At 61.1% G+C, this 26,419-nt stretch carries 23 protein-coding genes; 10 read left to right on the top strand and 13 right to left on the bottom strand.

Features of this window, described 5'->3' with window-relative positions:
• The first annotated feature begins 61 nt into the window (after positions 1-61).
• From OGI63_RS06780 to OGI63_RS06795, 4 genes are all read left to right on the top strand, one after another.
• Positions 62-577 (top strand): NAD(P)H-dependent oxidoreductase, encoded by a 516-nt coding sequence (locus OGI63_RS06780; protein ID WP_011743068.1) that lies wholly within the window; start codon positions 62-64, stop codon positions 575-577.
• Between the two features lie 182 nt (positions 578-759).
• On the top strand, positions 760-1,605 hold the full coding sequence (locus OGI63_RS06785) for a DUF3737 family protein (protein ID WP_021913604.1): 846 nt from the start codon (positions 760-762) through the stop codon (positions 1,603-1,605).
• Positions 1,606-1,625: 20 nt separating this feature from the next.
• A complete protein-coding gene (locus tag OGI63_RS06790) occupies positions 1,626-2,831 on the top strand; it encodes a MalY/PatB family protein (RefSeq protein ID WP_003808927.1) in 1,206 nt (401 codons plus the stop codon).
• Positions 2,832-2,883: 52 nt separating this feature from the next.
• Positions 2,884-3,414, top strand: a complete 531-nt coding sequence (locus tag OGI63_RS06795) for a flavodoxin (protein WP_231837107.1) — start codon at positions 2,884-2,886, stop codon at positions 3,412-3,414.
• Here the strand turns inward: OGI63_RS06795 and OGI63_RS06800 are convergent.
• A complete protein-coding gene (locus OGI63_RS06800; protein WP_041777283.1) occupies positions 3,383-3,940 on the bottom strand; it encodes a methylated-DNA--[protein]-cysteine S-methyltransferase in 558 nt (185 codons plus the stop codon). The two genes, OGI63_RS06795 and OGI63_RS06800, sit on opposite strands and share 32 nt — an antisense overlap.
• A 242-nt stretch (positions 3,941-4,182) precedes the next feature.
• Between OGI63_RS06800 and OGI63_RS06805 the strand changes: the two genes are divergently transcribed.
• Entirely contained in the window at positions 4,183-4,977 is a 795-nt protein-coding gene (locus tag OGI63_RS06805) for an SDR family NAD(P)-dependent oxidoreductase (RefSeq protein ID WP_041777282.1), read from the top strand.
• Here the strand turns inward: OGI63_RS06805 and OGI63_RS06810 are convergent.
• Positions 4,967-6,415 carry an MATE family efflux transporter gene (locus OGI63_RS06810; RefSeq protein WP_113736391.1) on the bottom strand — a complete coding sequence of 483 codons (1,449 nt, stop codon included), beginning with the start codon at positions 6,413-6,415 and terminating at the stop codon, positions 4,967-4,969. The two genes, OGI63_RS06805 and OGI63_RS06810, sit on opposite strands and share 11 nt — an antisense overlap.
• A gap of 89 nt (positions 6,416-6,504) precedes the next feature.
• Here OGI63_RS06810 and zwf point away from each other — a divergent pair, with 89 nt between their 5' ends.
• From zwf to pgl, 3 genes are read left to right on the top strand one after another with little or no spacing between them, the layout of a single operon-like run.
• Entirely contained in the window at positions 6,505-8,067 is a 1,563-nt protein-coding gene (gene zwf, locus OGI63_RS06815) for a glucose-6-phosphate dehydrogenase (RefSeq protein ID WP_011743063.1), read from the top strand.
• On the top strand, positions 8,064-9,011 hold the full coding sequence (locus tag OGI63_RS06820; RefSeq protein ID WP_011743062.1) for a glucose-6-phosphate dehydrogenase assembly protein OpcA: 948 nt from the start codon (positions 8,064-8,066) through the stop codon (positions 9,009-9,011). Before zwf ends, OGI63_RS06820 begins: the two co-directional genes overlap by 4 nt.
• Before the next feature lie 35 nt (positions 9,012-9,046).
• Entirely contained in the window at positions 9,047-9,838 is a 792-nt protein-coding gene (gene pgl / locus OGI63_RS06825; RefSeq protein WP_041777281.1) for a 6-phosphogluconolactonase, read from the top strand.
• Between the two features lie 522 nt (positions 9,839-10,360).
• Here the strand turns inward: pgl and gndA are convergent.
• From gndA to OGI63_RS06840, 3 genes are all read right to left on the bottom strand, one after another.
• The gene (gndA, locus tag OGI63_RS06830) at positions 10,361-11,809 is read right to left on the bottom strand and encodes an NADP-dependent phosphogluconate dehydrogenase (protein WP_041777280.1); all 1,449 of its coding nucleotides are present in this window, start codon (positions 11,807-11,809) and stop codon (positions 10,361-10,363) included.
• Positions 11,810-11,929: 120 nt separating this feature from the next.
• Positions 11,930-14,518 (bottom strand): bifunctional lysylphosphatidylglycerol flippase/synthetase MprF, encoded by a 2,589-nt coding sequence (locus OGI63_RS06835; RefSeq protein WP_011743059.1) that lies wholly within the window; start codon positions 14,516-14,518, stop codon positions 11,930-11,932.
• A gap of 50 nt (positions 14,519-14,568) precedes the next feature.
• A complete protein-coding gene (locus OGI63_RS06840) occupies positions 14,569-15,969 on the bottom strand; it encodes an alpha/beta hydrolase (RefSeq protein WP_011743058.1) in 1,401 nt (466 codons plus the stop codon).
• A 139-nt stretch (positions 15,970-16,108) separates the two neighbouring features.
• On the opposite strand from OGI63_RS06840, the gene OGI63_RS06845 reads away from it, so the two are divergent.
• A complete protein-coding gene (locus OGI63_RS06845) occupies positions 16,109-16,882 on the top strand; it encodes an ATP-binding cassette domain-containing protein (protein WP_011743057.1) in 774 nt (257 codons plus the stop codon).
• Positions 16,879-17,667: an ABC transporter permease gene (locus OGI63_RS06850; protein WP_011743056.1), complete on the top strand. Its 789-nt coding sequence runs from the start codon at positions 16,879-16,881 to the stop codon at positions 17,665-17,667. The genes OGI63_RS06845 and OGI63_RS06850 overlap by 4 nt, the downstream gene beginning before the upstream one ends.
• An 84-nt stretch (positions 17,668-17,751) precedes the next feature.
• On the opposite strand, the gene OGI63_RS06855 is transcribed toward OGI63_RS06850, so the two are convergent.
• The 8 genes from OGI63_RS06855 to OGI63_RS06890 form a co-directional block, all read right to left on the bottom strand.
• Positions 17,752-19,938 carry a DEAD/DEAH box helicase gene (locus OGI63_RS06855; protein WP_011743055.1) on the bottom strand — a complete coding sequence of 729 codons (2,187 nt, stop codon included), beginning with the start codon at positions 19,936-19,938 and terminating at the stop codon, positions 17,752-17,754.
• A 97-nt stretch (positions 19,939-20,035) separates the two neighbouring features.
• A complete protein-coding gene (locus tag OGI63_RS06860; RefSeq protein ID WP_003808901.1) occupies positions 20,036-20,746 on the bottom strand; it encodes an SDR family NAD(P)-dependent oxidoreductase in 711 nt (236 codons plus the stop codon).
• Between the two features lie 157 nt (positions 20,747-20,903).
• The gene (locus tag OGI63_RS06865; RefSeq protein WP_011743054.1) at positions 20,904-22,193 is read right to left on the bottom strand and encodes a uracil-xanthine permease family protein; all 1,290 of its coding nucleotides are present in this window, start codon (positions 22,191-22,193) and stop codon (positions 20,904-20,906) included.
• Between the two features lie 160 nt (positions 22,194-22,353).
• Entirely contained in the window at positions 22,354-23,166 is an 813-nt protein-coding gene (locus tag OGI63_RS06870) for a histidine phosphatase family protein (protein ID WP_003835331.1), read from the bottom strand.
• Between the two features lie 223 nt (positions 23,167-23,389).
• A complete protein-coding gene (locus OGI63_RS06875; protein WP_011743053.1) occupies positions 23,390-24,136 on the bottom strand; it encodes a helix-turn-helix domain-containing protein in 747 nt (248 codons plus the stop codon).
• Between the two features lie 55 nt (positions 24,137-24,191).
• A complete protein-coding gene (locus OGI63_RS06880; protein WP_011743052.1) occupies positions 24,192-25,031 on the bottom strand; it encodes a sulfite exporter TauE/SafE family protein in 840 nt (279 codons plus the stop codon).
• Positions 25,032-25,151: 120 nt separating this feature from the next.
• Positions 25,152-25,742, bottom strand: coding sequence for a hypothetical protein (locus OGI63_RS06885; protein ID WP_003808861.1), 591 nt, complete (start codon positions 25,740-25,742; stop codon positions 25,152-25,154).
• 49 nt (positions 25,743-25,791) lie between these two features.
• A complete protein-coding gene (locus OGI63_RS06890; RefSeq protein WP_041777279.1) occupies positions 25,792-26,418 on the bottom strand; it encodes a uridine kinase in 627 nt (208 codons plus the stop codon).
• Position 26,419: the final 1 nt, after the last annotated feature.

Here is a 26,419-nt window from a genome sequence, read left to right on the forward strand (position 1 = left end):
CGGCGAGATTATCATGCTGCATACTGGAACGTAACAAAAAACCTTTGGACAAGGAGCATGAATGAAGACACTGGTTCTGGTGTTCCACCCGCATCTGGAGAAGTCGCAGGTCAACCGCAAGCTCATGGACGCGGCCAACGAGACCGGCGACGTGACCGTGATGGACGAGTACGCCGCATATCCCGACTTCAAAATCAACGTCGAACATGAGCAGGAGCTCATCGAAACGCATGACCGCATCGTGCTGCAGTTCCCGTTCTACTGGTACAGCTCCCCCGCGCTGCTCAAGCAGTGGGAGGATGACGTGATCAAGGCCGGCTGGGCCTACGGCGGCGGGCGGGCGCTCGAAGGCAAGGAGTTCATGTTGGCCGTGTCCACCGGCTCTCCGGCGGACTCCTACACGCGTGAAGGCAGCCATGTGCGCACCATGGAGGAGCTGCTTTCCCCGTTCGAGACCACGTTCCGTCATACGCATGCCACATATCTGAAGCCGTTCCTCATCCAAGGCGTCGCCACGTCCACCGATGAGCAGATCGACGCCGCCGCGGCGAAGTATCCGGCAGCGCTGATCGGCTGATTCCTCTGCCTGTTTCGGCGCGCATTTCCCGATTTTCCGCAGGGAGCCGTGTTCGCTCCAGACGAACGTGGCTCCCTGTTTGACTTCAAGTACTTGAAGTTCCTATTCTCTTCCAACAGAGCATGAAGGAGCATACGGTGAATAACACTCCAGATACATTTACATCCGCTGCGGAGCAGGACATGTCCGAAACCCGCCAGGCGTTCCTCACCGGCGAGCGCGCGGAGTTCTTCGCGCATGACCGCCGGTACGTCGATACGATTTTCGACGATGGCGAATCGCCGTTGAAGCATGCCCATGACATCGAACTGAGGTCGAGCTCGTTCAAATGGAAGTATCCGCTGTGGTATTGCTCGGATATCGATGCGAAGGACTGCACGTGGTTTGAGATGGCACGTGCGGGCGTATGGTACACGGACCATATCACGGTGGAGGATTCAACGATCGAGGCGCCGAAGAATTTCCGCCGCTGCCATGACGTGACGTTACGCAACGTGGATTTTGTCAACGCCGAGGAGACATTGTGGGCCTGTTCCGGCGTGACGTTGGACAATGTGAGCGCGCATGGCGACTATCTGGCGATGAATTGCGCGGATGTGAAAGCCGACAACCTACGTTTGGTGGGCAATTATCCGTTCGATGGCGCAAGGAACGTGGAGATTTCCAATTCCCGTCTGATTTCGAAGGATTGTTTCTGGAACTGTGAGAACGTGACGGTGCGCGATTCGTTCATTTCCGGCGAGTATCTGGCGTGGAACTCGCGTAACGTGACGTTCGAGCATTGCACGATCGAAAGCCTGCAGGGCCTGTGCTACGTGGACCATCTGGTGTTGCGTGACTGCCGGCTCGTCAATACGACGCTCGCGTTCGAATATTCCTCCGTCGATGCCGACGTGCGCGGCACGATCGACAGCGTGTTCAATCCTTCGTCCGGCACGATTCGCGCCGACCATATCAACGAGCTGACGCTCGATCCGGCGAAAATCGATCCGACGGCCACGACGATCGTGACAGCCGACGCCGCATAACAGTAGGTAGGATTGGCGGTATGACTTACGATTTCGATACTCCGATCGACCGTTCCGGCACGTACTCGCTCAAATGGGAGGAGGCTGGCGACGCGCTGCCCATGTGGGTGGCGGATATGGATTTCCAGACCGCGCCCGTAATCCGCGAGGCGTTGCGTCGGCGCGTCGAGCATGGCGTTTTCGGCTATTCGATCGTGCCGCCAGAATGGAATCAGGCGTACGTGGATTGGTGGGGACGCCGTCATGGGCTTGCCATCGACCCGGACTCGCTGGTGTTCTGCACCGGTGTGGTGCCGGCGATCTCCAGCATGGTCAGGAAACTCACCACGCCGAACGAGAACGTCGTGATCATGACGCCGGTCTACAACATCTTCTTCAATTCGATTCTCAACAATGGCTGCCGTGTGCTTGAATCGCCGCTCGCCTATGACGGCGAAGGACATTACGAGATCGATTGGGCTGATTTCGAAACGAAACTCGCCGACCCGCAGACCACGCTGATGATTCTGTGCAACCCGCATAATCCGATCGACCGTATTTGGGATTGTGAGACTTTGGAACGTATCGGCGAACTGTGCTGGAAGCATCATGTGACGGTGGTCAGCGATGAGATCCACTGCGATCTGACCGATCCGGGTTTCGATTACGTGCCGTTCGCCTCGGTGGGCGAGCATTGCGCGATGAATTCGGTGACCTGCATGGCTCCGACCAAAACGTTCAACATCGCAGGACTGAATTCCGCGGCCGTGATGATTCCGAATCCGGTGCTGCGTCATAAGGTGTGGCGAGCTTTGAACACCGATGAGGTGGCGGAGCCGAACGCCTTCGCCATGGACGCCACCCTGGCCGCGTTCAACGAGGGCGAACCGTGGCTGAACGAACTGCGCGCTTATCTGGCCGGCAACAAGGCGACCGCGCGTGCGATGTTCGACAAATACAACGCTTCGGTGCCGGCCGACCGGCGCATCATCATGGTCGAAGGACATGCCACCTACCTGTTGTGGGTCGACTGTTCGGCCATCACGCATGACACGGATGCGTTGTGCGATTATCTCAAACGCGAGCATAAGGTGATGTTCTCCGAGGGTTCCGAATATGGTGGCAACGGTCATGATTTCGTGCGTATCAACGTGGCCTGTCCGCGTGCACGCATGATCGAGGGTCTTGCACGGTTCATCGACGGTCTGCTCGCGTATCGAGCACAATCGTTTCCAAAGATGGACTGATAAACCCTTGGACTGACGCATGACGGATGCGGCAACGGCCTCTTCAAGGACCATGAAAGGACGCAACATGGTGGTGGTGTTTTTCTCCCGCGCCGGCGAAAACTACGAAGTGGGCGAGGTGACGGTCGGCAATACCGCGAAGCTTGCCCAAGAGGTGGCCCGGCGGACCGATTCGCCGATGATTGAAATCGCACGTACCGAGCCTTATCCGGAACGGTACGCCGCGACCTCAGAAATGGTGCAGGAGGAGCAGCGTGTCAACGTGCGTCTGCCGTTCACGCTCAGCGGCGATACCGATGCGCTCGACTCGTCCGATACCGTGTTCCTCGGCTATCCGATTTGGTGCGGCGATATGCCGATGCTCGTGTACGCTTTTCTGGAAAGCCGCGACTGGTCCGGAAAGACCATTTATCCGTTCTGCACGCACGGCGGCAGCGGGCTTGGACGGACTCCGGAACGTATCGCCGCAATCACCAAGACGACGGTGAAGCCGGGGCTTGCGGTCATGGGGACCGACGCACAGAACAACGCAAGTAAAACCGCCGAAGCCGTCAGCGGGTGGATCGCCAAATCCGGTCTATAGATTCGCAATCCACATCCATCCGTTCCGTCTGCTTCAGCACGCCTTCGAGTTGGAGCAGACGGATTTTGGTTTCAATGCCTCCCGCATAACCGGTGAGACTGCCGTCAGCGCCGACGACCCGATGGCAGGGCACGATAAGCGCGATCGGATTGCGGTGCACCGCTCCTCCGATGGCGCGTGCGGATACCCTACGCCCGTCCGCACGTTTCAACTCCAATCGACGTGCGAGTCCGCCGTATGAAACCGTTTCGCCGTATGGCACTTTCCGCAGCAATGCCCATGCTTCCTTGCGGAATGGCGTGCCTTCCAGCAGCAACGGCACTTCGGTCCGAGGTATGCAACCTGCAAAGTATTCGTCCAGCCATCGTTTCGCGGCGCCAATCGTCGGCGAATCACCCAAAACCGCGGAATCATCGTCCGCATAGCCTGGCTGCCAATCGAACCACAGGCCGAGCAATGCCGTTTCGTCGGCGATCAGCGTGATGCCGCCAAGCGGCGAATCGTAATGCGACTTTGTTTTCACCACTGTCCTCCACCCCTCCACAAAACACCTATCTCGCCTATGGATGGCGGATTTCGTCTTTCGACACATGTTATCTCGCTTATAGATGGCGGACGGCAAAGTGAAAAGCCGCGCTTTTTACCCCCATACACTATCTCAGGGGGTATAAGTCGAAAAACATCCGCCATCTATAGTGGAGATAGCATCAGGCAGACCCGCGAATCCGCCATTCATAGGCGAGATAGGACCAAAACGAAGGAGTTGGCATGGGATACGCACTCATCACGGGAGCGTCCGGCGGCATCGGACGCGAACTGGCGGCGCTGTTCGCAGCGGACGGACATGACCTGGTGATCACCGCCCGCAGCCAGGAACGGCTTGACATGGTAAAAACCAAGCTCGAGCAGCGTTTTGGCGTGCATGTGGTGACGTTCGCCATAGATCTGAGCGAAGCAAATGCGCCGAAGAAACTCCATGATTTCACCACATCACAAGGTATTGCGGTCGACCATCTCGTTAATAACGCAGGCTTCGCTGACTGGACGGATTTTCTCGACGCCGACTGGAACCGGCAAAATGAGATGATGCAGCTCAACATGCATGCGCTCGCTGAGTTGACGTATCGGTATGGCCGAGACATGCGCGCCAACGGGCATGGCAGGATTTTGAATATTTCGTCCGTCGCCTCGATGATGGCAGGCCCATACATGGCGATGTATTTCGCGTCGAAGGCATTCGTGCGTTCGCTATCCGAGGCAGTGGCCCACGAATTGCGCGGCACGGGCGTGACGGTGACCTGCGTATGTCCCGGTCCGACCACGACCGGCTTTCAGAAGGCTGCGAATATGAGTGGCCGCAACTTCTTCACCATGACCAAACCGGCCACCGCACGTCAGCTTGCCACGTACGCCTACCGCAGGATGATGCGCGGCTCAACCCTCGCCTACCATGGTCCGCTCACCAAGGCGGGCGCGCTCGCGGAACGGGTTCTTCCCCGCGCTTTGACCCGGCGAATCGCCGCGTTCATGGACGGCGGCAAGCCGCACACGCTCAAGGTTTAACGGCGAATCGCTTGGACGGACGGTAGCAGAGCAGAGCAATGCCGATGAGTACGGCGGTTGCGGCGAGGCTAATCGGGTAGACGATCATAATGGCCTCGAACGTGCGATGCGCGGGGAACGCGAACGCGATCCAAGTGATGCGCACGCCGACCACGCCGATTACGGTGAGCAGCGCCGGCACCAGTGAGATGCCGAAGCCGCGCAGATATCCGGACATGACCTCGTATAGCATGCTGAACGTGTAGGCGGAGAACACCATGACGAGTCTGGTGTAGCCGACGGAAATGACCTCCGGTGTCGCATCGAACAACGCCAGCAGACTATGGCCGAAGAACAGCACGACGGCGATGGTGGCCGCGGTGACGATGAAATCCTCCAGAATGCAGATGCCAAGCACGCGCTTGCAGCGTCCAATCCGTTTGGCTCCATAGTTTTGCCCGGTGAAGGTGGCGCAGGCCTGGCTAAACGAGTTGAGCACGTAGTAGGCGATGATTTCGATGTTGAACGCGGCGCTGGAGGCGGCCATGACAACGGTGCCGAGACTGTTGATGGCGGCTTGGATGATGATGTTGGCCACGGCGAACACCGCGCTTTGCACGCCGGCGGGCAGTCCGATGCGCAGAATCTGACGCAGGGTGAACCAGTCGATGCCGAACTCGCGCAAATCAACATGGATGGCTGCGTCAGTATGAACCAGTCGATACAGCAGAATCATGGAGCTGACGACGTTCGCGATGACGGTGGCCGTCGCGACGCCCGAAACACCCCAATGGAACAATACGACGAAAATCAGTCCCATGGTCACGTTGAGCACGCCGGAAATGGCGAGTACGGCGAGCGGAGCCTGGGTGTCGCCGATGCTGCGGAAGATGGCTGTTTCGAAATTGTATAGCAGGATGACGGGCATGCCGATGAGGTAGATGCGCAGGTATGCGAGCGCCAGGGGGAACACGTCGGCGGTCACGTTGAGCATGCCGAGAAGCGGGCCGGCGAGCAATTCTCCGATGATGGCGACGATCACGCCGCCGATCAGGGCGGTGACGATGGACGTGTGCACGGCGTTGCGCACCGCTTCGCGGCTGCCTCGTCCGATGGCGTTGGCGATGACGACGTTCGCGCCGAGAGCGATGCCGATGAACAGGTTGAGGATGAGTCCGGTGACGGGCGCGTTGGAGCCGACGGCCGCGACCGCGGCGGTGCCGTCGGATTGGGAGAAGTTGCCGACGATCATGATGCCGGATGCGTTGAAGAGTTGTTCCAGAATGCCGGTCGCCGCCACGGGGAGCGCGAATCGCAGGACTTTCGTCCATATGCGCCCGTGCAGCATGTCTATGCCCTGCTTGTTGTGCACCATGTTTTTGTCTCCGCCAGCCGCAGCCGGCTCGTCGTTCTCTTCCGGAGGCATTGTAGTGGCGGCACCAAACGAGGGAATCGCCATGCCGTTTTGTAGGATGCTCTAAAAAAGGGCCATGACGTTTTCGAATTCCCTTTGGTGGCGAGTGGAGCCCGCGCGTTAGTATGAAAGGCATGAGTGAAACCGTTTCAACCGCATCCAACGCGGCCGACGCATGGACGAATCCGCTGCGCGACCCGCGCGATCTGAGACTTCCCCGCATCGCAGGCCCATGCAGCATCGTGATTTTCGGCGTGACCGGCGATCTGTCCCGTAAGAAGCTGCTCCCCGCCATCTACGATCTGGCCAACCGTGGCTTGTTGCCGCCAAGCTTCGGTCTGACAGGCTTCGCACGCCGCGACTGGACCGAGGACCATTTCAAGGACTTCGTCAAGGAGAACGTGCAGGCGCATTGCCGTACGCCGTTCAAGGAATCGACTTGGAAGCAGCTTGCGGCCGGTATCCGTTTCGTACAAGGCACGTTCGATGATCCGAAAGCGTTCGAGCGTCTGTCCGACACGGTCGCCGAGCTTGACCGCGACCGTGGCACGCGCGGCAATCACGCGTTCTACATGTCGGTGCCGCCGCGCGCGTTCCCGCAGGTGTCCCGTCAGCTGGCCGACTGTGGTCTGGCGAAAAGCGACAAGGGCGCTTGGCGTCGTGTGATCATCGAAAAGCCGTTCGGTCATGATCTGGCCAGCGCCAAGGAGCTCGATCGCGTGGTCTCCGAAGTGTTCGACCCGTCGAGCGTGTTCCGCATCGACCATTATCTTGGCAAGGAGACCGTGCAGAACATGCTGGCGTTGCGTTTCGCGAACGCCATGTACGAGCCGATCTGGAACAACAATTACGTCGACCATGTGCAGATCACCATGGCCGAGGACATCGGCGTGGCTGGTCGTGCCGGCTATTACGACGGTATCGGCGCCGCACGCGACATCATCCAGAACCATCTTCTGCAGCTTATGGCATTGACCGCCATGGAAGAGCCGGTCTCCTTCTCCGCCGCCGATCTGACCGCCGAGAAGACCAAGGTGCTCTCCGCCGTGCGCCTGCCCAAGGATCTGGCCGCGCACACCGCGCGAGGCCAGTACGCCGCCGGATGGCAGGGATCGCACGAGGTGGTCGGCTACTTGGACGAGAAGGGCATCGATCCCGAATCCACCACCGAGACCTATGCCGCGATCCGCCTGGACGTCGACACCCGCCGTTGGGCCGGCGTGCCGTTCTATCTGCGTACCGGCAAGCGCCTGGGCAAGCGTGTCACGGAGATCGCCGTGGTGTTCAAACGCGCCCCGCATCTGCCGTTCGAATCGACCGCCACCAAGGAGCTCGGCAAGAACGCCGTCGTGATCCGCGTGCAGCCCGACGAGGGCGTGACCATGCGCTTCGGCGCGAAGGTGCCGGGCGGCACGTCGATGGAGGTGCGCGACGTGTCGATGGACTTCGGCTACGGTCGCTCGTTCACCGAATCCTCCCCTGAGGCATACGAACGCCTGATCCTCGACGTGCTGCTGGGCGACCCGCCGCTGTTCCCCACCACCGAGGAGGTCAACCTTTCGTGGAAGATCCTCGACCCGATCGAGGAGTTCTGGTCGACGCTCGGCCAGCCGCAGCCGTATCGTTCCGGCACGTGGGGGCCGGAGGAGGCCGTTGAAATGCTCGCCCGCGATGGACACCGTTGGAGGATGCCGTGATCATTACCCTGCAAGACACCGAGACCCGCGAGATCTCGGCGAAAATCGACGAACTGCACGAGGAGCGCGGCGAGGCGGCCCTGGGCCGTGTGCTCACCCTGCTCATCTCCACCAACGAGGCCGAGCTCGAGCATGATCTCGAAGTCGCCAACAATGCGAGCCGCGAGCATCCCTGCCGTGTGATCGCGGTCGCCCCGAGCAGCCGCAAGATCAGCCCGGAAGAGGAGCATCCCACCTTCCTTGACGCCGAGATCCGCTTCGGCTCCGACGCCGGTGCGGGCGAGATCATCGTGCTTCGTCCGCGCGGCGGTCTGGTCCGTCACGCCGACACCCTGGTGATCCCGCTGCTCGTGCCCGACGCCCCCGTGGTGGCATGGTGGCCGAACGAGGCGCCCGCGAATCTGTCGAAGGACCTGCTCGGCTCCATGGCCAGCAGCCGCATCACCGACGCGATGCACTCCTCGAACCCGCGGCGCACGATGGACGATCTGCGCCGCAACCGCTCCGCCAAGGACGTGGACATGTCGTGGACACGCCTGACCGTATGGCGTGCGATGATCGCCTCGATGCTCGACCAGCCGCCGCACCTGCCGGTGAGCAATGTGCGCGTGACCGGGCAGAAGGATTATCTGCCGTTGGATCTGCTGGCCGCATGGCTGCGACTGCGCCTGAACGTGCCGGTGATGATCGAGGAGGATCCGAACGCCACGGCCGTCACCGGCGTGTACCTGACGCGCGGCGACGGCGTGCTGAGCCTGGAGCGCCCCTCCACCGACGACGGGTTCGCCGTGATCAGTGTGCCCGGCCAGTCGCCGCAGACCATCAGCGTGCCCGCGCGCACGCTTGAGGAATGCCTGAGCGAGGAGCTTGGCCGCCTCTACCCCGATGAGATCTACAGCGAGGTCGTCTCGCAAGGACTGGATCTCGTCAAGCCCAGGCAGTAGCCACCAAGCGTCGAACCATAATACAAGGAGTGAACGTGACAGAACGTAAAACCGTCGTATACCCCAATCCGCAGGTACTGGCGGAGGCTGTGGCCGCGCGCACGCTGCTGACCATCATCGATCTGCTGGCCGAGCCGAATCGTAAACGTGTGGATATCGCCGTGACCGGCGGCACCGACGGCAACCGTGTGTTCGCCGCGATGAACGCCAGCCCGCTGAACGATGCCGTGGACTGGAGCCGTGTGCACATGTGGTGGGGCGACGAGCGCTTCGTGGCGGCCGATGACGACGACCGCAACGCGAAGCAGGCTCGCGAGGCCTGGTACGGTGCGCTTGTGGAAAGCGGGCGCATGCCGGCGGCGAATATCCATGCGATGCCGGCCGATACCCGCGGCGCCGAGGAGATCGCCGCCGCCTCCCCCGAACAGACCGATGCGGTGCTGGCCGAGGCCGCCGCGGAGTACCAGCGCGAGCTCATCGAGCAGTTGGGCGAGAATCCGGCATTGGATATCGCGATGTTCGGCATGGGGCCGGACGCGCATTTCGCGTCCCTGTTCCCCGACCACGGCGAGGCCGAGATCGACGACCCGCACGTGCTGGTCGCAGGCGTGCGCGATTCGCCGAAACCGCCGCCGCTGCGCCTGACATTGACCGTGCCGATGATCGCCCGGTCGAAGCATACGTGGGTGTTCACCTCCGAAGAGCGTAAGGCCAGCGCGGTCAAGGCCGCCTTCGCCCAGCGCAACAACCCGCATGCCCCAAGCTCCTACGCCGATGGCGAGGAACTGCTCTGGCTCATTGACGAGGGTGCCGCTTCCAAGTTGTGAGGTTCATCCGAAACAGGTAACAGGGGTGTCCCGCGACTCATGCCGTGAGACACCCCTTTTTTTTGAGTGTTGATTGATTGTTGAGTGTCGTTTTGACGCAGGTTCCCGCTGGACTGCAGCTTCGTAGGCGGTTTCGCGTTTCCGTAGGCGGTTGCCCCAAGTATCGGGGTCATGGAAAAGGCCGGTTTCCGGCCTTTTCCGCAGCAGGCTCCCAAGACCAACCACCTATGGAACGCAAAAACCACCTACGGAATCCCAATCCGCCGCCTATTTCGCCCCATAGCTTCCGAAAACCTCTCGAAAGGAGGTTAGACGATGGCATTAGACTCCCCTAGAAACGCAAATGGGATGCATCACAACCACAAGTACCATTCGTTCTGCTTACGGAGCGACACTATGCTCCGTCAATGCAACGGTACGGCAATATCGCAGCTCAGTAATATGCATATGCCAGAGGTCTTGCAATGGAACACATCGCAAGACCTCTGGCATATCCGCCCTGACACGGAGGCAAGGAAAAGATCAGGCTTCGATCTCTTCGCGGCCCGGCTCGGCCCACAGGGTGTGGAACGCGCCCGGCTGGTCCACGCGCTGGTAGGTGTGGGCGCCGAAGTAGTCGCGCTGGCCCTGGATGAGGGCGGCCGGCAGACGCTTGGAACGCAGGCCGTCGAAGTAGGACAGCGACGAGGCGAACGCCGGGGTCGGCAGACCGTTGATGGCGGCCTGGGCGACCACGTTGCGCCAGGACTTCTCGGCGTTTTCGATGGCGTTCTTGAAGTACGGGGCGAACAGCAGTGACACGTTGGCCTCGCCGGATTCGAACGCTTCGGAAATGCGGTTGAGGAACTTCGCGCGGATGATGCAGCCGCCACGCCAGATGCGTGCCACGGCGGCGAGGTCGATGTCCCAGCCGTATTCCTTGGCGGCGGTGGTGATCTCGTTGAAGCCCTGTGCGTAGGCGACGATCTTGGAAGCGTAGAGGGCCTGGCGGATGTCTTCGATGAAGGCCTTCTTCTCGTCGTCGTTCAGGTTGAGCTTGCCGTCGGGGCCGGCGAAGCCCTGCTTCTGGGCTTCCTCACGCAGGTCGGCTTCGGAGGACAGGCCGCGGGCGAACACGGCTTCGGCGATGCCGGTGACCGGCACGGCGAGGGACAGTGCGGTCTGCACGGTCCAGGTGCCGGTGCCCTTCATGCCGGCGTGGTCGACGATGAGGTCGACGAGCGGCTTGCCGGTCTTCTTGTCGACCTGGTGCAGCACTTCGGCGGTGATTTCAATGAGGTAGGAGTCGAGTTCGGTCTTGTTCCACTCCTCGAACACGTCGCCGATCTCGGCCGGGGTCATGCCCAGGCCGCGGCGCATGAGGTCGTAGCTTTCGGCGATGAGCTGCATGTCGGAGTATTCGATGCCGTTGTGCACCATCTTGACGAAGTGGCCGGCACCGTTGAGTCCGATGTGGGTGACGCACGGTTCGCCTTCGGCCTTGGCCGCGATGGATTCGAAAATCGGCTTCAGGGTCTTCCAGGATTCCTCGGAACCACCCGGCATCATGGACGGACCAAGCAGGGCGCCTTCCTCGCCACCGGACACGCCGCAGCCGACGAAGTGCAGGCCGCGGGCGCTGATTTCCTTCTCGCGGCGGATGATGTCCGGGAAGTAGGCGTTGCCGGCGTCGACGATGATGTCACCCGGCTCCATCAGGTCGGCGAGCGCGTTGATCATGGCGTCGGTCGGCTCACCGGCCTTGACCATGATGATGGCGGTGCGCGGCTTGACGAGGCTGTCCACGAATTCCTCAAGCGTCTTCGCCGGATAGAACTCGCCTTCGCCGCCATGCTCGTTCATGAGCTTTTCGGTACGGGCGTAGGTGCGGTTGAACACGGCCACCTTGTTGCCGTGGTGAGCGAGATTGCGTGCGAGGCTGCCGCCCATGGCAGCCAGACCGACGACGCCGACGTTTGCTTCAGCTGACATACTGTTCCCTTTCATGGAGAAACGTAGTACTTTTTATGAACCTTCCCCAGTGTAGCCCCGAGCGCACCCAAAGCGACGGCCCATCTCAGGGATGACGGGCCGTCAACCAATCACATGGTTTCAGTTCGTTTTCGTAGGCACGATGGTGCGTACGAATCGCATGGCTTCGGCTGGGGTGAGCGACGGCACGTAGGCCTGCGCGACGGCAAGCGAGATCTGCGGCAGTTTCGCCGGATCCGGATAGCAGATGTACACTTTGGCTTCATCCGGATGGAACTTGAGTTTGAAGCGGAACAGGGAGTGGAATCCGTAAGCCGGTTCCATGATGTCGGCCACCATCTGCAGCACGTGGTCGAGTACGGCGCTCTCCCCCTGTTCGTGGCCTTCGCCGCTCATGCCGGCAAGTGGCGCCGCGGACAGGCTCATGAATCGCACTTCGCCTTCGTCGCGCAGCCGTTCGGCCATGCGGGCGATGAGGAATTCCATGATGCCGTTGACGCTGTCGGTACGGTGACGCATGAAGTCGAGCGTCCATCCGACCACTTTGCCGTTCTCATAGGTCGGCAGCCAGCTGGTGACGCCCAGCACCTTACCGTCCGTGTCCACCGCGTACAGCAGTTTGACGCGTGGATCGACCAGCTCGTCCACGCCACCCAGGGTGAAGCCCATTTCAGGCAGGGCCTTCTCACCGGCCCATTGCGTGGAGATCTCACGGATCTGCGTCTGCACGGAGAACGGCGATTCCTTGAATGTGGCGAGCACGTCGGTGATGCCGTCGCGCTTGGCTTTGTTGATGGCGGTGCGCACGTCCTGCCATTTCTTGCCGCGCGTCTGCCATGCGGCCGGGTCGATCACCATTTCGGTGCCGACGTCGAGCGCGTTCCAACCGGCGGAGACCAACTCGTCACGTTGTTCGGCGTGCACGCTGTAGAACACCGGCGTCAGGGAACGTTGGGTACAGAAGCCGGCGAACGCACGCAGATCGTCCTCATATTCGTCGGGGTCGCCGAAAGGTCCGGTGACGGTCAATGCGATGCCATACGACACGCGGTAGGCGATGGCGGAACGGCCGGTGGCGGAGAACCAGTAATCGTTGCCTTTCCAAGTGGCCATGAACGACATGGATTCGCCGCCGAGTCCGATGATCTCGTCCACGCGGTGGCGGTACGCGTCGTTGATCATGGAACGGTCACGCAGGCCATCCCATGTGCAGCACAGCGCGACCAGCCAAAACATCGGTCCGACGCACTGGTAGACGATTTCGGAAAGCAGTCCGACCGGCACGAACGCCGGTTCCACGCCACTTAGCAGGCCAATCGGCAGCAAACGCTGCACGTAGTCTGCGATCAGATCGACCAGCAGCGGCGTTTCGTTGAAGCCGGACGGCATGGACAGGCCGTAGCCGACGTACAGCAATCCCAGTAATACGAATGCGGCGAACGTGATGGCGATACCGCGCAGCACGGTCTCGCTTTTCGTGCGAATGGTGAAACATGCGCGGAACAGGATGATGATGACGATGCACAGCAGCGGCAACGCCATCGTGGCCAGCATCGCGTGGAATGCGCCGTGCCGTTGCAATGCGGATATCGCATCCATGTATGCACCGGCGTCGGAGCCGTCCACGTAGGACAGCGGAATAGCCACATAGAACACCGTCGATAGGGCAATGGTGCATGCGTTGAACACGATGCTGAGCGTGGCTGCGAGATGACGGCCTCGATACAGACCCCAGGCGATGAGCAGCAGCATCAGCGTCGGCGTGATGGATACCAGCCAGTTGCCGGGCATGGTGAAACGCATCATGCGGTATTGCGTGAAGCAGTCCGTATGCGAGGCGCCGCTGAGGCAGTCGACCACACGTCCGGTGTCGAAGTCGGTGGAGCCGGTCAACAGTCCGAACATGGACAGCAGGCCGAACGATTGGCGTGACGAGACGGCGACGAGCGAGCCGATGGCCTGCACGCCCGCGACGATGCCGATAAGCCGACGCGTTTCGTAGATGGCGCCATGCCGGTATTCGTCGCCATGTGTGCGGGAGGCCATCAGATAGCCGAGCACGTGGCCAATCACCGAAGCGGCAAGCAGGCAGTAGTCGCTCACCTCGCCTCGGTAGAGGAACATGATGAGCACGACCGCATAGCCGATCACGCGGATACGGCGGCGCCACAGCATGGTTGTGAACGCGCTGGCGCACATAAGGGTGCCGGCGACGAGAATCAGCGGACCAAGGATGGCGCCATCATGCGAGATCGCATGCCATTGGGGGCTGCGCCCGTCGGATAGGGAGCACAGTCCCATGCCCAAGGCCACGCCACCCAGTGTGGTGATGACGGACACCCATGCGGTTTTGATTTTGCCGATCACCGATTCGGCCAGGCCGAACGCAACCAGCATGAGCGGAACGTCGATGAGCAGACGGCCCAGATTCGGCACGTACAGCATGGATATCGGCGCGGTGTACCAGCGGCCGCGTGCGAGCGCTTCGAAACTTACTTTGGCCAGGCTCGGCGGGAACGGCTGACGTATGAGCGCGCACACGATCTGCGTGCCCACGTTGATGAGGATGACGAACAGCACGAGGCAGACGGTGAGCAGGTGTCGTCTGATCCATCCGGCCAGATCGGCGAGCAGCGCGCGGAAGCCGAACAGTGGTTTCGCGGGTGATGCCTCGGCTGGTTTAGCAGGTGCGGTTTGCGTTTGAGTCATTTCTTTCCTTTTCTGGGATTCTCAGGCTTGCGGGTTTGTGTTCAGAATCGTCATATCGTGATGCGTTTGAGATTCGGATAGTCGGATAGGTTCGGGTTCGCACCATCCAGTCCGGTGTCGTGGCCGAATACGGCGAGCCCGTAACGCAGCACGTCCTGCACGGCGTGCCAGTCGTGTGCGTTGCCGGACGATTCGACGGCGGCGACGCGCATGCCGGCTTTCGCCGCGACCGGCGCGATTGTTTTGACGTTGCGTATTGAGGTGGTGTCCTTCTCCCCCGCGCCTATGATGAGCATCTGATGGGTGGGCGCGTGGTTGCGGATGGCGTTGACCGGCACTTGGTTCTCATAGGCTGTGGTGTCGCCGTCGAAGAACCGGTCGATCATTTCCTGTCGGCTGCCGTTGGTCGGTTTGATTTCGCTGTCGGTGGGAATCATGGTGCCAAACAGGTCGGGATGGTTCACGCCGATCTGCAGCGAACATGTGGCGCCTTGCGAGAATCCGGCGATGGCCCAATCCTTGGCATCCTGTGCGGCGGGCAGGTTGGTTTTCACCCAGTCGACCACGTCCTGCGTCAGGTAGGTCAGCGCATTGCCGTACACCTTCGAATCCACGCATAGCGTGTTGTGCGAATCGGCGCCAAGCTGATCGGCTGCGATGACGATTGGGGCGAGTCCGTCGTGGGTTTTCGCATATCCGTCCATCATGGTTTGGATGCCGCCGGCTTGGAAGACGCGTCCCGGACTGCCCGGCTGCCCGCTCAGCATGAGGACGACCGGCAGGGCCGGCTTGCGTTTCGAGTCGGCCAATGCCGCCGGAGGCAGGTAGACGAGGGCTTTGCGTGCTTCAAACTGCGATTTCGTGGCCGGAATGTCGATTTTGTTGACGGTTCCGTTCGCCGGAATATTGCGGATTGTGCCGTTGGCGGCCTGTTTGCGCCACTGTGCGACGGTGATGAGGTCCTTGCGTTTGGCCAGTCCGGTCAGATCGGCTTGGCTGTAGGAATCCTCGCCGAACAGCGAGCCGATGGTGGCGTATTCGCCGTACGATTGGTCGATACCGATCGCCGCGGCCAGTATCGCGAATACGGTCAAGATGGCCGCGGCCACGCGCATCATGCCCCTGCTCAACACGATATGCGCGATGGCGAAACCAGCGATGGCGAAACCAGCCGCCACCCAAGCCATCACACGGGATCCCAATCCGACGCCGAACACCACGAACACGTCGGACAGCAGCCAAGCTACCACATAGCCGATCATTCCGGACACGGCCGCAACGCCGATCGGCAGCACGGTAGCCAGTATGCGTCCGTCCCGTTTCGAAACGGCCGCGCTAACCAGCAGGGTTACGGACAGCACTGCGACGACGGCGAACGCCGCCGCCGGAAACCAGCCTCCGACCAGGCTTATGTTCATAAGCCACTGACGCATCTTTCCCATCCCCAACATATAGGTTTTCCTTCAACTTGACAGTTGTAGTACGCAAAATAACGGGCACGCGTCATCCTTATGGCTGATTTCGCCTCAAAACTCAGGGAAAACCCTGAAACCGCCGTGAACCGTTCGCTATTGGCGTATGGTTTTGGCTATGACATACGTATTCGAAGCATCGAACGTGCGCTGTTCGATTATGGTCGACGGCGAACGCCGCACCATATTCTCCGGATTGTCCTTCGCCATCGAGCCTGGCGAAATCGTGGACTTGGTCGGACCGTCCGGCGCAGGCAAGAGCTCGCTGCTGACCGCTTTCGCACGGCTCAATCCGCGCGCGTCAGGCGATTTACGGTTGGATGGCCGTTCCGCCGACGATTTCACCCCGCAGCAGTGGCGCGCGCAGGTCGCGTACCTGCCGCAGAAGCCGGTGCTGTTGGGCGAGACGGTGGCGCAGGCGATTCGTCTGCCGTTCACGCTTGCCATACGCCAGTCGGCGAGAACGAAGCAGGGGCCGCGCAGAATCTCCCCCACCGATGCGTTGCCGGACGGCAGAATCCGTGAAACCTTGGACAATATGGGCTGTGCCGACATCGATCTGAACCGTCCGCCGCACGACTTGTCCGGCGGTCAGGCGGCGCGCGTGAGCCTTGCGCGTACGTTGCTGACCTGTCCGAAGGTGCTGCTCGCCGACGAAGTGGACGCCGGATTGGATGACGACAACGCCGAGAAAGTGGCGCGCATCCTCGCCAAAGCGGCGGCGGACGGCATGGCGATCGTTCGTATCCGGCACCGGCCGCCGGATGGCCGTGCCACACGTGTCATGCGTCTTGCCGATGGCACGCTCACGCAGTCCGGCAACGCCGAAGCGGACGGTACTGCGACGGGTAGTACTTCGACGGGTAACACGGTAGAAGGGAGCGTCGCATGAACGGCAACTACTATGCGATCGACATCTGGGGTCTCATCGCCGCGCTGGTGATGGTGGCCATCGCCGCCGGCATCTCCGAAACCATGCGTATGGGCGTGGGGCGCACGCTTCTGTGGTCGGCTTGCCGTGCGCTGCTGCAATTGTGCGCGATGGGCTTCATCATGGAGTACGTCATCCGTTCGAACAATCCGTGGCTGGTGCTGCTGCTTGTGGCGTTCATGCTCATCGCGGCCGTGCAGATCACTCTTTCGCGTGCGAAAGGTGTGCCGAAGGGCTTGGCTGGACCGGTGTTCCTGAGTCTGGTCGTGACCATGCTCATCATGATCTCGTTGGTCACCGAACTCATCATCCGTCCGCAACCGTGGTATGCGCCGCAATTGGTGGTGCCGTTGACCGGCATGCTGCTGGGCAACACCGTTTCGGCGTTGGCGGTGGGGTTGAGCCGGTTCTTTGAAAGCATGAAGGAACGTCGTGACGAAGTGGACACGCTGCTGGCGTTGGGTGCCACCACGTGGGAGGCGGCACGTCCAAGTATCGTCTCGTCGATCCGTCTGGGATTGCTGCCCACCACCGCGTCGCTCGCCTCCGCCGGCATTGTGGCGGTGCCGGGCATGATGGCCGGTCAGATCATCGCCGGCGGCAACCCCATCGACGCGGCGAAATACCAGTTCATGATTCTCGCCACCATCGCGGCGCTTACGCTGCTGGCGGACAGCATCATCATGCTGATGGTCTATAAACGTTGCTTCACCGCGCTCGACCAGTATCAGCCGGTCAACGGCTGATACTGCGATATCCCGTATAGAAAAAGCCGTTCATTCCTTGCGATTGCTGGAATGAACGGCTTTTTGCTTGACCGTTGACGTACGTCAGCGGGAGCGGAACGGCGCCTTGCGGATCTTCGCATGCTTGCGGTACGGCTTGCCCTGCCTTTCGCCCGCATGCTTGTCGTGGCGTTCTCCGTGACCGCCACGACGACCGGAATCGCCATACTTGGCTTCCATGCGACGGTCATAACGCTTCGCGTCCTCGCCACGCTCGTCATGAATCACGCGGATTTCCTTGCGATGGATGCGTTTGCCGCCCTGACGGCGGTCGTCGCGTTCGTCGCGGTTCCTGCGGTATTGGCGATCGTCCTCGTAACGGCGTTCGGCACGGGCTTCGGCCTTGCGCTGCTTCTTGGTCGGCGCGCCCTGCTTTTTCGCATACTGCTTTTTGCCGGGCTTCCTATCGGATTGGCCACGCTGATCGGAACGCTCGACGGAGCGCCGCTTGCGATTGTCGGTTCCACGCTGTTCGCCGGCTTCGGCACGCTGCTGCTCATGCAGCCGCGCGTACTTTTCGCGACGCTTGTTGTTGCGCTTCTCCTCGTGCTTCTCGCGCTTCTCCTCTTGGATTTCAGGATGTTCCCAACGATGCTCGCGTGCCTCGTATTCGCGGTTGTCGCGGCCTTCGAACTTGGCGGCGCGACGTTCGGCGCGATTCTGTTTCGGTTCGAAACGCTGCTCGCGTTCGGCGACTTCGGCGCGCTCTTCACGTCCCTTGCGATTCGCGCGGTCCTTGCGTTCGGACTTGAACGGCTTGCCGCCCTTGTCCTTGCCCCGGTCCTTGTTGCGTCCACCGGAACGGTTGCGTCCGGAGCGTCCACCGTTTTCCGCGAAACCGTCGCCGCCCTTGCCATGCCTGCGACGCGGATTGCCCGCCGGCTGGGACTGCTCAAGCGTCCAACCGAAACGCGGTTCGGCCGACTCGCCCACCAATTCCAACACTTCCGGGGAATCGTGGGTCACTTCGATCGGCTTGACCTTCAGTCCGGCCTCATGCAGCATGCGGCGGGTGCGGCGGCGCTGGTTCGGCAGAACGATGGTCACCACATCACCGGAATGGCCGGCTCGCGCGGTACGTCCGGAGCGGTGAAGGAACGATTTCGGGTCCTCCGGAGGCTCCACCTGCACCACGAGCTCCACGCCGGACACGTCGATGCCGCGGGCGGCCACATCGGTGGCGACCATGACGTTCACGTCGCCGGATTCGAAGGCTGCGAGATTGCGGTCACGCTGGTTCTGGCTCAGGTTGCCGTGCAGCTCGGCCGCCGGAATGCCGTTCTTCGTCAGGTCCTTGGCGAGCTTCTGGGTCTGGAATTTGGTGCGGGTGAACAGGATGCGGCGTCCCTTGCCGGAAGCGAGGGTGCGGACCAGCTCATGACGGTCGCCCTGCGTGGTTTCGAACACGTGGTGTGTCATTTCGTCGACGGCCGCGGTGGCGGAGTCGACGCTGTGGATCTTCGGATCGGTGAGGAACGTGTTCACCACCTCGTCGACGCCATGGTCGAGGGTGGCGGAGAACAGCATGACCTGCGCGTCGAACGACACTTGGCCGAGCAGGCGCTTGACCGGCGGCAGGAAGCCCATGTCGGCCATTTCGTCGGCTTCGTCGATCACGGCCACTTCGACCTTCTCCAAGGTCAGCGCATGCTGTTCGAGCAGGTCCTCAAGACGGCCCGGGCATGCGACGACGATATCGGCGCCAGCCCTTAGATCGCGAATCTGGCGGGCGTAGCGCACACCGCCATACACGGTGGTGGTGGTCATGCCGTACATCTGCGCGAGCGGCATCAGCACGTCGTTGATCTGGTTGGCCAGCTCACGGGTCGGAGCGAGCACCAGGCCGCGCGGGTGCGGCAGGAAATCGTCGGCGCGCCGCTCCTCGGCATGCCCCTTGCGCACCTGTTCCACCTCATGGCGGAACTGGCTCATGTTCTCGTACTCGTCGGCGTCGACCTCACCCAGTCGCGCGACCAGCGGAATCGAGAACGCCAGGGTCTTGCCGGAGCCGGTACGGCCTCGGCCGAGAATGTCACGACCGGCCAGGGAATCGGGAAGGGTGTCGGCCTGGATCGGGAAAGCGGTTTTCTTGCCATCGGCCGCGAGCACGCGTACCAACGGGCCGGGAACGCCGAGTTCGGCGAACGTCTGGGGGCGTTCCTCCTCCTCGCCCGCCTCATCGAAATCGGCGGCGAGGGCATCTTCATTTTCAATCACAGCGGTATCGGGCACAATGGCCTTTCATGTCAAACATTGCGCACGTTGCGCAAACCTGTTAACAGTAGCCCATGCCCGATACTTTTGCCTTGGCTGTGACTGGTGGCCGACGCTACCGGTAGTTGCGTTCGATGAGGATGTCGGAAACCGTCAGATTCGCGTCGTTGACGAGGTTGAATAGCACTACTTCGGCCAGTTCCGCGGCGCTCATGAAGGAATGCTGCTTGTCCAACGACACGTAATCGTGGCTGTCATGGTAGAAGTCGGTGTCGATGCCTCCCGGATACACGCCCACAACCTTCACACTGGTTCCCTTGTAGGCCGCCTTGAGGCTTGTCGTATACCCCTTCTCACCCCACTTGGTGGCGCAGTAGACGGATTCGTTGGCGTTGCCGCGTGTGGCGGCGGTGGACATGACATTGGCGATTTTGAGGTCCTGCTCGCCGTCGGCCTTCAATGTTTCGACGCTCCACAGAATCATGCCTTTGAGCCCCTTAAGGCACTTGTCCACGTCGGCGGCCTCGTAGTCGACCGGCTTTTTGAACGACGGCTGTCCCGCGTTGTTGATGAGCAGGTCGATGTGGCCGATCTCCTTGATGGCCGCGACGGAGTCCTTCACGAACGCCTCGTCGCTGATGTCGCCGACGAAGGCGCGGTATTCGTCCGCGCCGAACGTGCGGGACAGTTCCTCCTGACGGGCCGTGTTGAAATCGATGCCGGCCACGAACCAGCCTTTGCCGATCAGCTGACGTGCCAGCTCATATCCCAAGCCAAGCGCGGAACCGGTCACAATCGCGATTTTCTTTCCTGCCGCAGTGCTCATGTTGCCTCCTTTGCCACATTGCGCAATCGCTTACAGATACCATCATAAAACGTATGCGACGCAACACGTCAATCGATTGACGAAAACGGCAATGAAAAACGCCCGCCGACCTTTTTGGCCGACGGGCGTTGAACTAGCCAGCGTGAGATGCGATCCGTTACAGGATGTCCGGATCGTCCTTGGCGATGGTGCCGGTCGCCTTGCCGATGGCCTTCAGGCCGTGGTAGGCGACGAGGATGACGACGGTGCCGATGGCGATGCCGTTGAAGGAGATGCCGTTGAAGGCGAACTCGAACTGGCCGACGGCGATGATCATGGTGATGGCGGCCACCATGACGTTGACCGGCTTGTCGAAGTTGACCTTGTTCTCAACCCAGATGCGGATGCCGACCATGCCGATCATGCCGTACAGCAGGGTGGTCACGCCGCCGAGCACGCCGGCGGGGATGGTGTTGATGATGGCGCCGAACTTCGGGCACAGGCTCAGGATCAGCGCGAACGCGGCGGCGCACCAGTATGCGGCGGTCGAGTAGACCTTGGTGGCGGCCATCACGCCGATGTTCTCGCCGTAGGTGGTGGTGCCGGAGCCGCCGCCGAAACCGGCGATGGTGGTGCCGAGACCGTCGGCGAACAGCGCGGTGCCGATCTGGTCGTCATAGTCGCGGCCGGTCATCTGGGAGACGGACTTGACGTGGCCGACGTTTTCGGCAACGAGTACGAGCACGACCGGGATGAACATCGGCAGGATGGTGAAGTCGACCTGCGGCAGACGGAATTCCGGCAGACCGACCCATGCGGCCTTGCCGATGGCTGAGAAGTCGACCTGGCCACGGAAGCAGGCGTACGCGTAGCCGATGATCACGCCGATGAGGATGTTGAGTCGGCCGAGCAGACCCTTGAACAGCACTGCGACGAGCAGCACCGCGACGAGGGTGACGATGGCGGTGTCGGGAGCGACTTTGAAGTTGTTCCACACGCTCGGAGCCAGGTTGAAGCCGATGATGGCCACGATGGCGCCGTTGACGACCGGCGGCATGATGATGTCGATCCACTTGGCGCCCGCGTAATGGACGAGCACACCGATCAGGGCCAGCAGGATGCCGGTGACCATGATGCCGAAGGATGCGACGGCGAGGCCCTTGTGGGCGCTGGCGACGGCCGCGATCGGGGCGATGAAGCCGAAGGACGAGCCCAGGTAGCTCGGCAGCATGTTCTTGTTGATCAGCAGGAACAGCGCGGTCGACATGGCCGTGAAGAACAGGGTGGTGGATGGGTCGAAACCGGTCAGAATCGGCACCAGGAACGTGGCGCCGAACATGGCGATGACGTGCTGCGCGCCGATTTCCGCGGTGCGCGGCCAGGTCAGCCTCTCGTCAGGTTCGACGACCTCGCCGGGCTTCAGCGTTTTGCCGTCGCCGTGGAGCTTCCACGTGAACAGATTGGACATACGATTGTCTCCTTAACTCTCTTGCGCGGCAAGCAAAAACGCGCCGCGTGTCACAGCCATTGTAGTGGGGCGTGGACACGGGCGCGTTGCGCACGCGAGATGGGGGCATCAATCGTCGATATCAGCCAATCCGATCATGCAATCAACAGACCAACACACATCACAAGTGACGGTCAACCGCATGAACAACGTCCACCAAATCGCCATTCGACAGCACTGGACGCTTGAATTCACGCCAATCGTCCACTTTCACCGCCCAACGACCTTCCGCATCGTCGAACACCGGGCGGGCGGTCTGCTCCCAACAGAACCGCTTATGCGTACGCCCGGTCGCCGGATCACGGCGCGAATAATGGAAGCACGTACAATTAGTGATCTTCCATTCGTCGGACGCCGCACGGTGCATGAATTCCTCGTCGGACAAGTCCTCCAAAGTGAGCATAAGCGCCAGCATGAGGTCGCCGTGACTGACCATCACCACGGATTCTGCGTCCGACTTGCGGTTCAGGGATGTGAGCAGATTATGCACGCGGTTTTCGGCCACATCGGCGATCGATTCGCCCGCCGGCGGACGCCAATACAGTGGATCAGTGTTCTTGAACATCCAGTTGCGCGCGTAATTGGTTTTGAAATCGTCTTTCGTGATGGTATTGATCTCACCCCAGGAGCGTTCGCGCAGCACGCGTGTCTCCTCCCATTTCGCCTTAGGCAGGGCCATCGTGGCAGCCGTCTCACGCGTGCGCACGTACGGCGAAACGAGGTAGCGGTCGAACAACGGCTGCTGTGAGACCAGCCAGCGGCCGATGCAGTCCGCCTGCTTGCGGCCGGTGGCCGTAAGCCTCCACGAACGGTCGGGCACGGTGACGTTGTCCTGCGTATACAGCGAGTTGTCACCCTGTTCACCGGCACTGATAATCACGTTCGCTTCGGATTCGCCATGTCGAATCACATACAAATCAAGGGGCATTCCCATATCCGTTTATTCCTTCGCTTTCATCCACATCCTGCGCGCACGTTCCTTGTTCCGCCGTTCATTCGGCCGGTGGCGCGCATCATCATTGAATGCTTCCACCGTAGCTGATTCGCGCGTGTTTCGCACGCGCGGACACGTCGATTTCACGATTGGCACACCCGAATTTCGCGGTGCCGTCACCGGCGGTTCACCGCAACCGGCGTGGTAGACGCCGTGATCGCAATCACTCCGGCCAGATGCCGTTCTGCGCGTACTTGGTGCGGTACTCCCCCGGCGTCATGCCGGAATGTTTTTTGAACACCTTCGAGAAGTGGCTTTGCGACCGGTATGCGAGGATCTGGGCGATCTCGTCGAAGCTGTATTCCGAGTATTTGAGCATGTTCTCGGCCGCTTCCATACGCTTGTCGGTGATGTATTGCGATATGGCCGTGCCCGTTTCGCGTTTGAACAGCTCCGACAGATACGTGGGATTCAGATGCACATGCTCGGCGAGGATGGGCACGGTGATTTTCTCATGCAGATGGTAGTGGATGTAGTCCAGGCATTCGTTGACGGCTTTGGAATGTGTTTCCGCCTTCTGCATGTCGGCCATGGCCCATGTGAAGAATGTCATCATGTCGGTGTGCAGGCGGCGCACGTCGTCGGGCGTTTTGCAGTTTTCCAGGTTCTGGATGTACAGGTCGGAGGCGTTGTAGGCGTCCTCCTCGTCCATACCGCCTTCGATGGCGAAACGTGTGGCGAGCGTGATGGTGGTGACGAACCGGTATTTCGCGTTTTTGAGCGGATCGTCCGACAGGTAGCCGTACAGTCCGGAGTTCCACAGACGTGTGCTTTCGGCGATGGCGTTGATGTCGCCGGAACGCATCATGTCGTATTGCTTCATTTCCTCGACGTACCGGTGGTGGCGTACTCGGTCCTCACGCGAAAGAAAGTCGAGATACCGCAGTTTCGCCTCGTCAACAACCGCCATGTTTCTCCCCCTGTCGCTTAGATTCCGGCAATCCGCACATCTTATTTTAGAAAATTTAGAAGTAGGTGCTCCAGCCGAGTTTCGCGGCGAGGATGATGCCGGTCAGCACGGCGGCGGCACGCATGATGTTCTCCGGAATATGCCGGGTGACGGGCGGTGCGATCGCGCTGCCGATGGTGCAGCCGAGGCACATCATGATGGCGAACGGCCAATCGACGGAACCGCGGATGATGAACATGATCGCGGCGGAGATGTTCGCGCCGAAACCGACCACGGTTTTCAACGCGTTGATCTGGTGGAACGGGCCGATTTTGCCCAAGTCGAGGATGGCCAGGGCGAGCGTGCCGGCGGCGGCGCCGAAATAGCCGGAATACACGCCGACGAAACTCACGCCCGCCCACAGCCACCATGGATCGTTGCGCAATGTGCCGTCCGCCGTTTTGCTGGCGATTCGTGCGGCCCGCTCACCTTGATGCGATTGCGGCAGCGCCTGCGCCACGGCGTCGCGCGCGGCGGCTTTCTTACGTGGGTTGAGCGCGATGATAAGCGCGCTGAACAGGATGAGCGGCGGCACGGCGAATTCGAAGACCTTCGCCGGCAGTTCGAGCAGCAGCAGGCCGCCGATGATGCCGCCGACCAGGCCGATGCAGGCGTAGACGGCCACGCGTCTGCCTTGGCCTTTGAGCTCCTTGCGGGCGGAGAGCAGGCCGCCAATGCCGGTGCCACATACGCCCACCGTGTTCGTGGTGTTGGACAGCACGGGCGGAATGCCGAACGCCAGCAGCGCAGGATAGGAGATCAGCGAGGACGCGCCTACCGCGTATCCGACGAATCCCGCCCCGATGCCGGCTGCGAGCACCAGCAGCAAAGTGGTGATGGACACTCCTGCGATCATGACTGCTTCCCCTTCGTAAAACTCCTACGTAGTCCTCCTATAAGTAACGGGAGCCAAGCTTAACGGCTCGGCTCCCGCATATCACGCGTTTGCCCAGAACGTGGCCGGGCAAACGTCATATCAGTGGTTGCGCTTGGCGATCAGCGACTCGGTCCAGTAGGCGGCGAGCGGAATCAGGGCCCACTGCAGCGCGAGACCGGGCAGGCCGGCGGCCAGGTCGCTCGTCCATGTGGCGGCGATGGCCTTGCTGGAACCGAACGCGAACACGGCGATCGCGGTGGCTGCGGTCAGCACCACACGTCCGGCGAGCTGTGCGATGACCACCTTCGCCAGGCTCGGCAGCTTGATGCCGCGCAGCAGACCGGCCACCAGGCCGTATGCGCACAGTTCGACCATCATGAGCGGCAGCATCGCCAGCATCGGCATGCCGGACAGCAGGAAGCTCACGAGCGGAGCGGCGGCGCCGGCGATCGCGCCGACGGCGGGGCCCGCGATCAGGCCGACGAAGATGATCGGCAGATGCATCGGCAGGAACGCGACGCCCAACATGGTTCCCTGTCCGGAGACGGCGCCGATGACGTGGAACAGTTGCGGCAGCACGACCGCTGCGACGATGGCGAGCAGGGTGGCTGCTGTCTTGGTGCCGAGACTCAGTTTCGGCAGGTCGGTGCGGCGCAGGGCGGCCGCGGGCATGGTTGCGGAATCAGACATTTTGTATTCTCCTTGATTTTTGTTCTTTTCTTCCGGATATGCGGATATGTCACGTATTGGCCGGCTCGACGACCGACCCACCGTCCGACAGCGCGGTGTCGACCAGCAAATCGGCGACGGCTTGGATATTGGTCGCTTCGAAATAGCGGTTTTCCAACGGAATCCACTCGTCGACGAATCGTTGCAACATGCGTGGATTGCGTCGTTCGAGCCGACGCAACTGTTCGGCAGGATCGACCGCAAGACAGATCATGCAATCGTAATACCCCCGCAAGGCGGGGTGCATGCTGTAGCTGCCTTCCACAATGGTCAGCTGGGCCGGTTCGACGGCGTACGCGACGGCGAAATCGCCTGTATGGCAATCCCATGGCCGGTATTGCGCGGCTTGTCCGGCGGCGAGCGGTGCCAACACTTCCGTTTCGAACCGTTCACGGTCCACGTTGCCGCCGGGTTCGGCGAAACGTTCCGGCGTGCGCTGTTCGGGACGGAGGAAGAAATCGTCCATGTGCAGCACGTTGCCGCCGAAACGCCTGTTGAGCATCGCGGCAAACGTGGTTTTGCCGGATGCGCATGGCCCGTCGATTGCGACGAACACACAATCGCGTTCGGCAAGCAACGTTTCGATACGTGCGATTGCGATGCTGGCTTCCGTAGGCTTCGCGGGTTTCGTGACCATT

The sequence above is a fragment of the Bifidobacterium sp. KRGSERBCFTRI genome (genome assembly GCF_025908335.1).

Bases quoted from the DNA above. Each gene is read 5' to 3' on its own strand.
- OGI63_RS06790 (WP_003808927.1), top strand. From the start codon at position 1,626: ATGACTTACGATTTCGATACTCCGATCGACCGTTCCGGCACGTACTCG.
- OGI63_RS06890 (WP_041777279.1), bottom strand. From the start codon at position 26,418: ATGGTCACGAAACCCGCGAAGCCTACGGAAGCCAGCATCGCAATCGCA.
- OGI63_RS06810 (WP_113736391.1), bottom strand. From the start codon at position 6,415: ATGGCGATTCCCTCGTTTGGTGCCGCCACTACAATGCCTCCGGAAGAG.
- OGI63_RS06845 (WP_011743057.1), top strand. From the start codon at position 16,109: ATGACATACGTATTCGAAGCATCGAACGTGCGCTGTTCGATTATGGTC.
- OGI63_RS06785 (WP_021913604.1), top strand. From the start codon at position 760: ATGTCCGAAACCCGCCAGGCGTTCCTCACCGGCGAGCGCGCGGAGTTC.
- OGI63_RS06805 (WP_041777282.1), top strand. From the start codon at position 4,183: ATGGGATACGCACTCATCACGGGAGCGTCCGGCGGCATCGGACGCGAA.
- zwf (WP_011743063.1), top strand. From the start codon at position 6,505: ATGAGTGAAACCGTTTCAACCGCATCCAACGCGGCCGACGCATGGACG.
- OGI63_RS06875 (WP_011743053.1), bottom strand. From the start codon at position 24,136: ATGGCGGTTGTTGACGAGGCGAAACTGCGGTATCTCGACTTTCTTTCG.
- OGI63_RS06850 (WP_011743056.1), top strand. From the start codon at position 16,879: ATGAACGGCAACTACTATGCGATCGACATCTGGGGTCTCATCGCCGCG.
- OGI63_RS06860 (WP_003808901.1), bottom strand. From the start codon at position 20,746: ATGAGCACTGCGGCAGGAAAGAAAATCGCGATTGTGACCGGTTCCGCG.
- OGI63_RS06780 (WP_011743068.1), top strand. From the start codon at position 62: ATGAAGACACTGGTTCTGGTGTTCCACCCGCATCTGGAGAAGTCGCAG.
- OGI63_RS06865 (WP_011743054.1), bottom strand. From the start codon at position 22,193: ATGTCCAATCTGTTCACGTGGAAGCTCCACGGCGACGGCAAAACGCTG.
- gndA (WP_041777280.1), bottom strand. From the start codon at position 11,809: ATGTCAGCTGAAGCAAACGTCGGCGTCGTCGGTCTGGCTGCCATGGGC.
- OGI63_RS06885 (WP_003808861.1), bottom strand. From the start codon at position 25,742: ATGTCTGATTCCGCAACCATGCCCGCGGCCGCCCTGCGCCGCACCGAC.
- OGI63_RS06840 (WP_011743058.1), bottom strand. From the start codon at position 15,969: ATGTTGGGGATGGGAAAGATGCGTCAGTGGCTTATGAACATAAGCCTG.
- OGI63_RS06880 (WP_011743052.1), bottom strand. From the start codon at position 25,031: ATGATCGCAGGAGTGTCCATCACCACTTTGCTGCTGGTGCTCGCAGCC.
- OGI63_RS06795 (WP_231837107.1), top strand. From the start codon at position 2,884: ATGAAAGGACGCAACATGGTGGTGGTGTTTTTCTCCCGCGCCGGCGAA.
- OGI63_RS06835 (WP_011743059.1), bottom strand. From the start codon at position 14,518: ATGACTCAAACGCAAACCGCACCTGCTAAACCAGCCGAGGCATCACCC.
- OGI63_RS06870 (WP_003835331.1), bottom strand. From the start codon at position 23,166: ATGGGAATGCCCCTTGATTTGTATGTGATTCGACATGGCGAATCCGAA.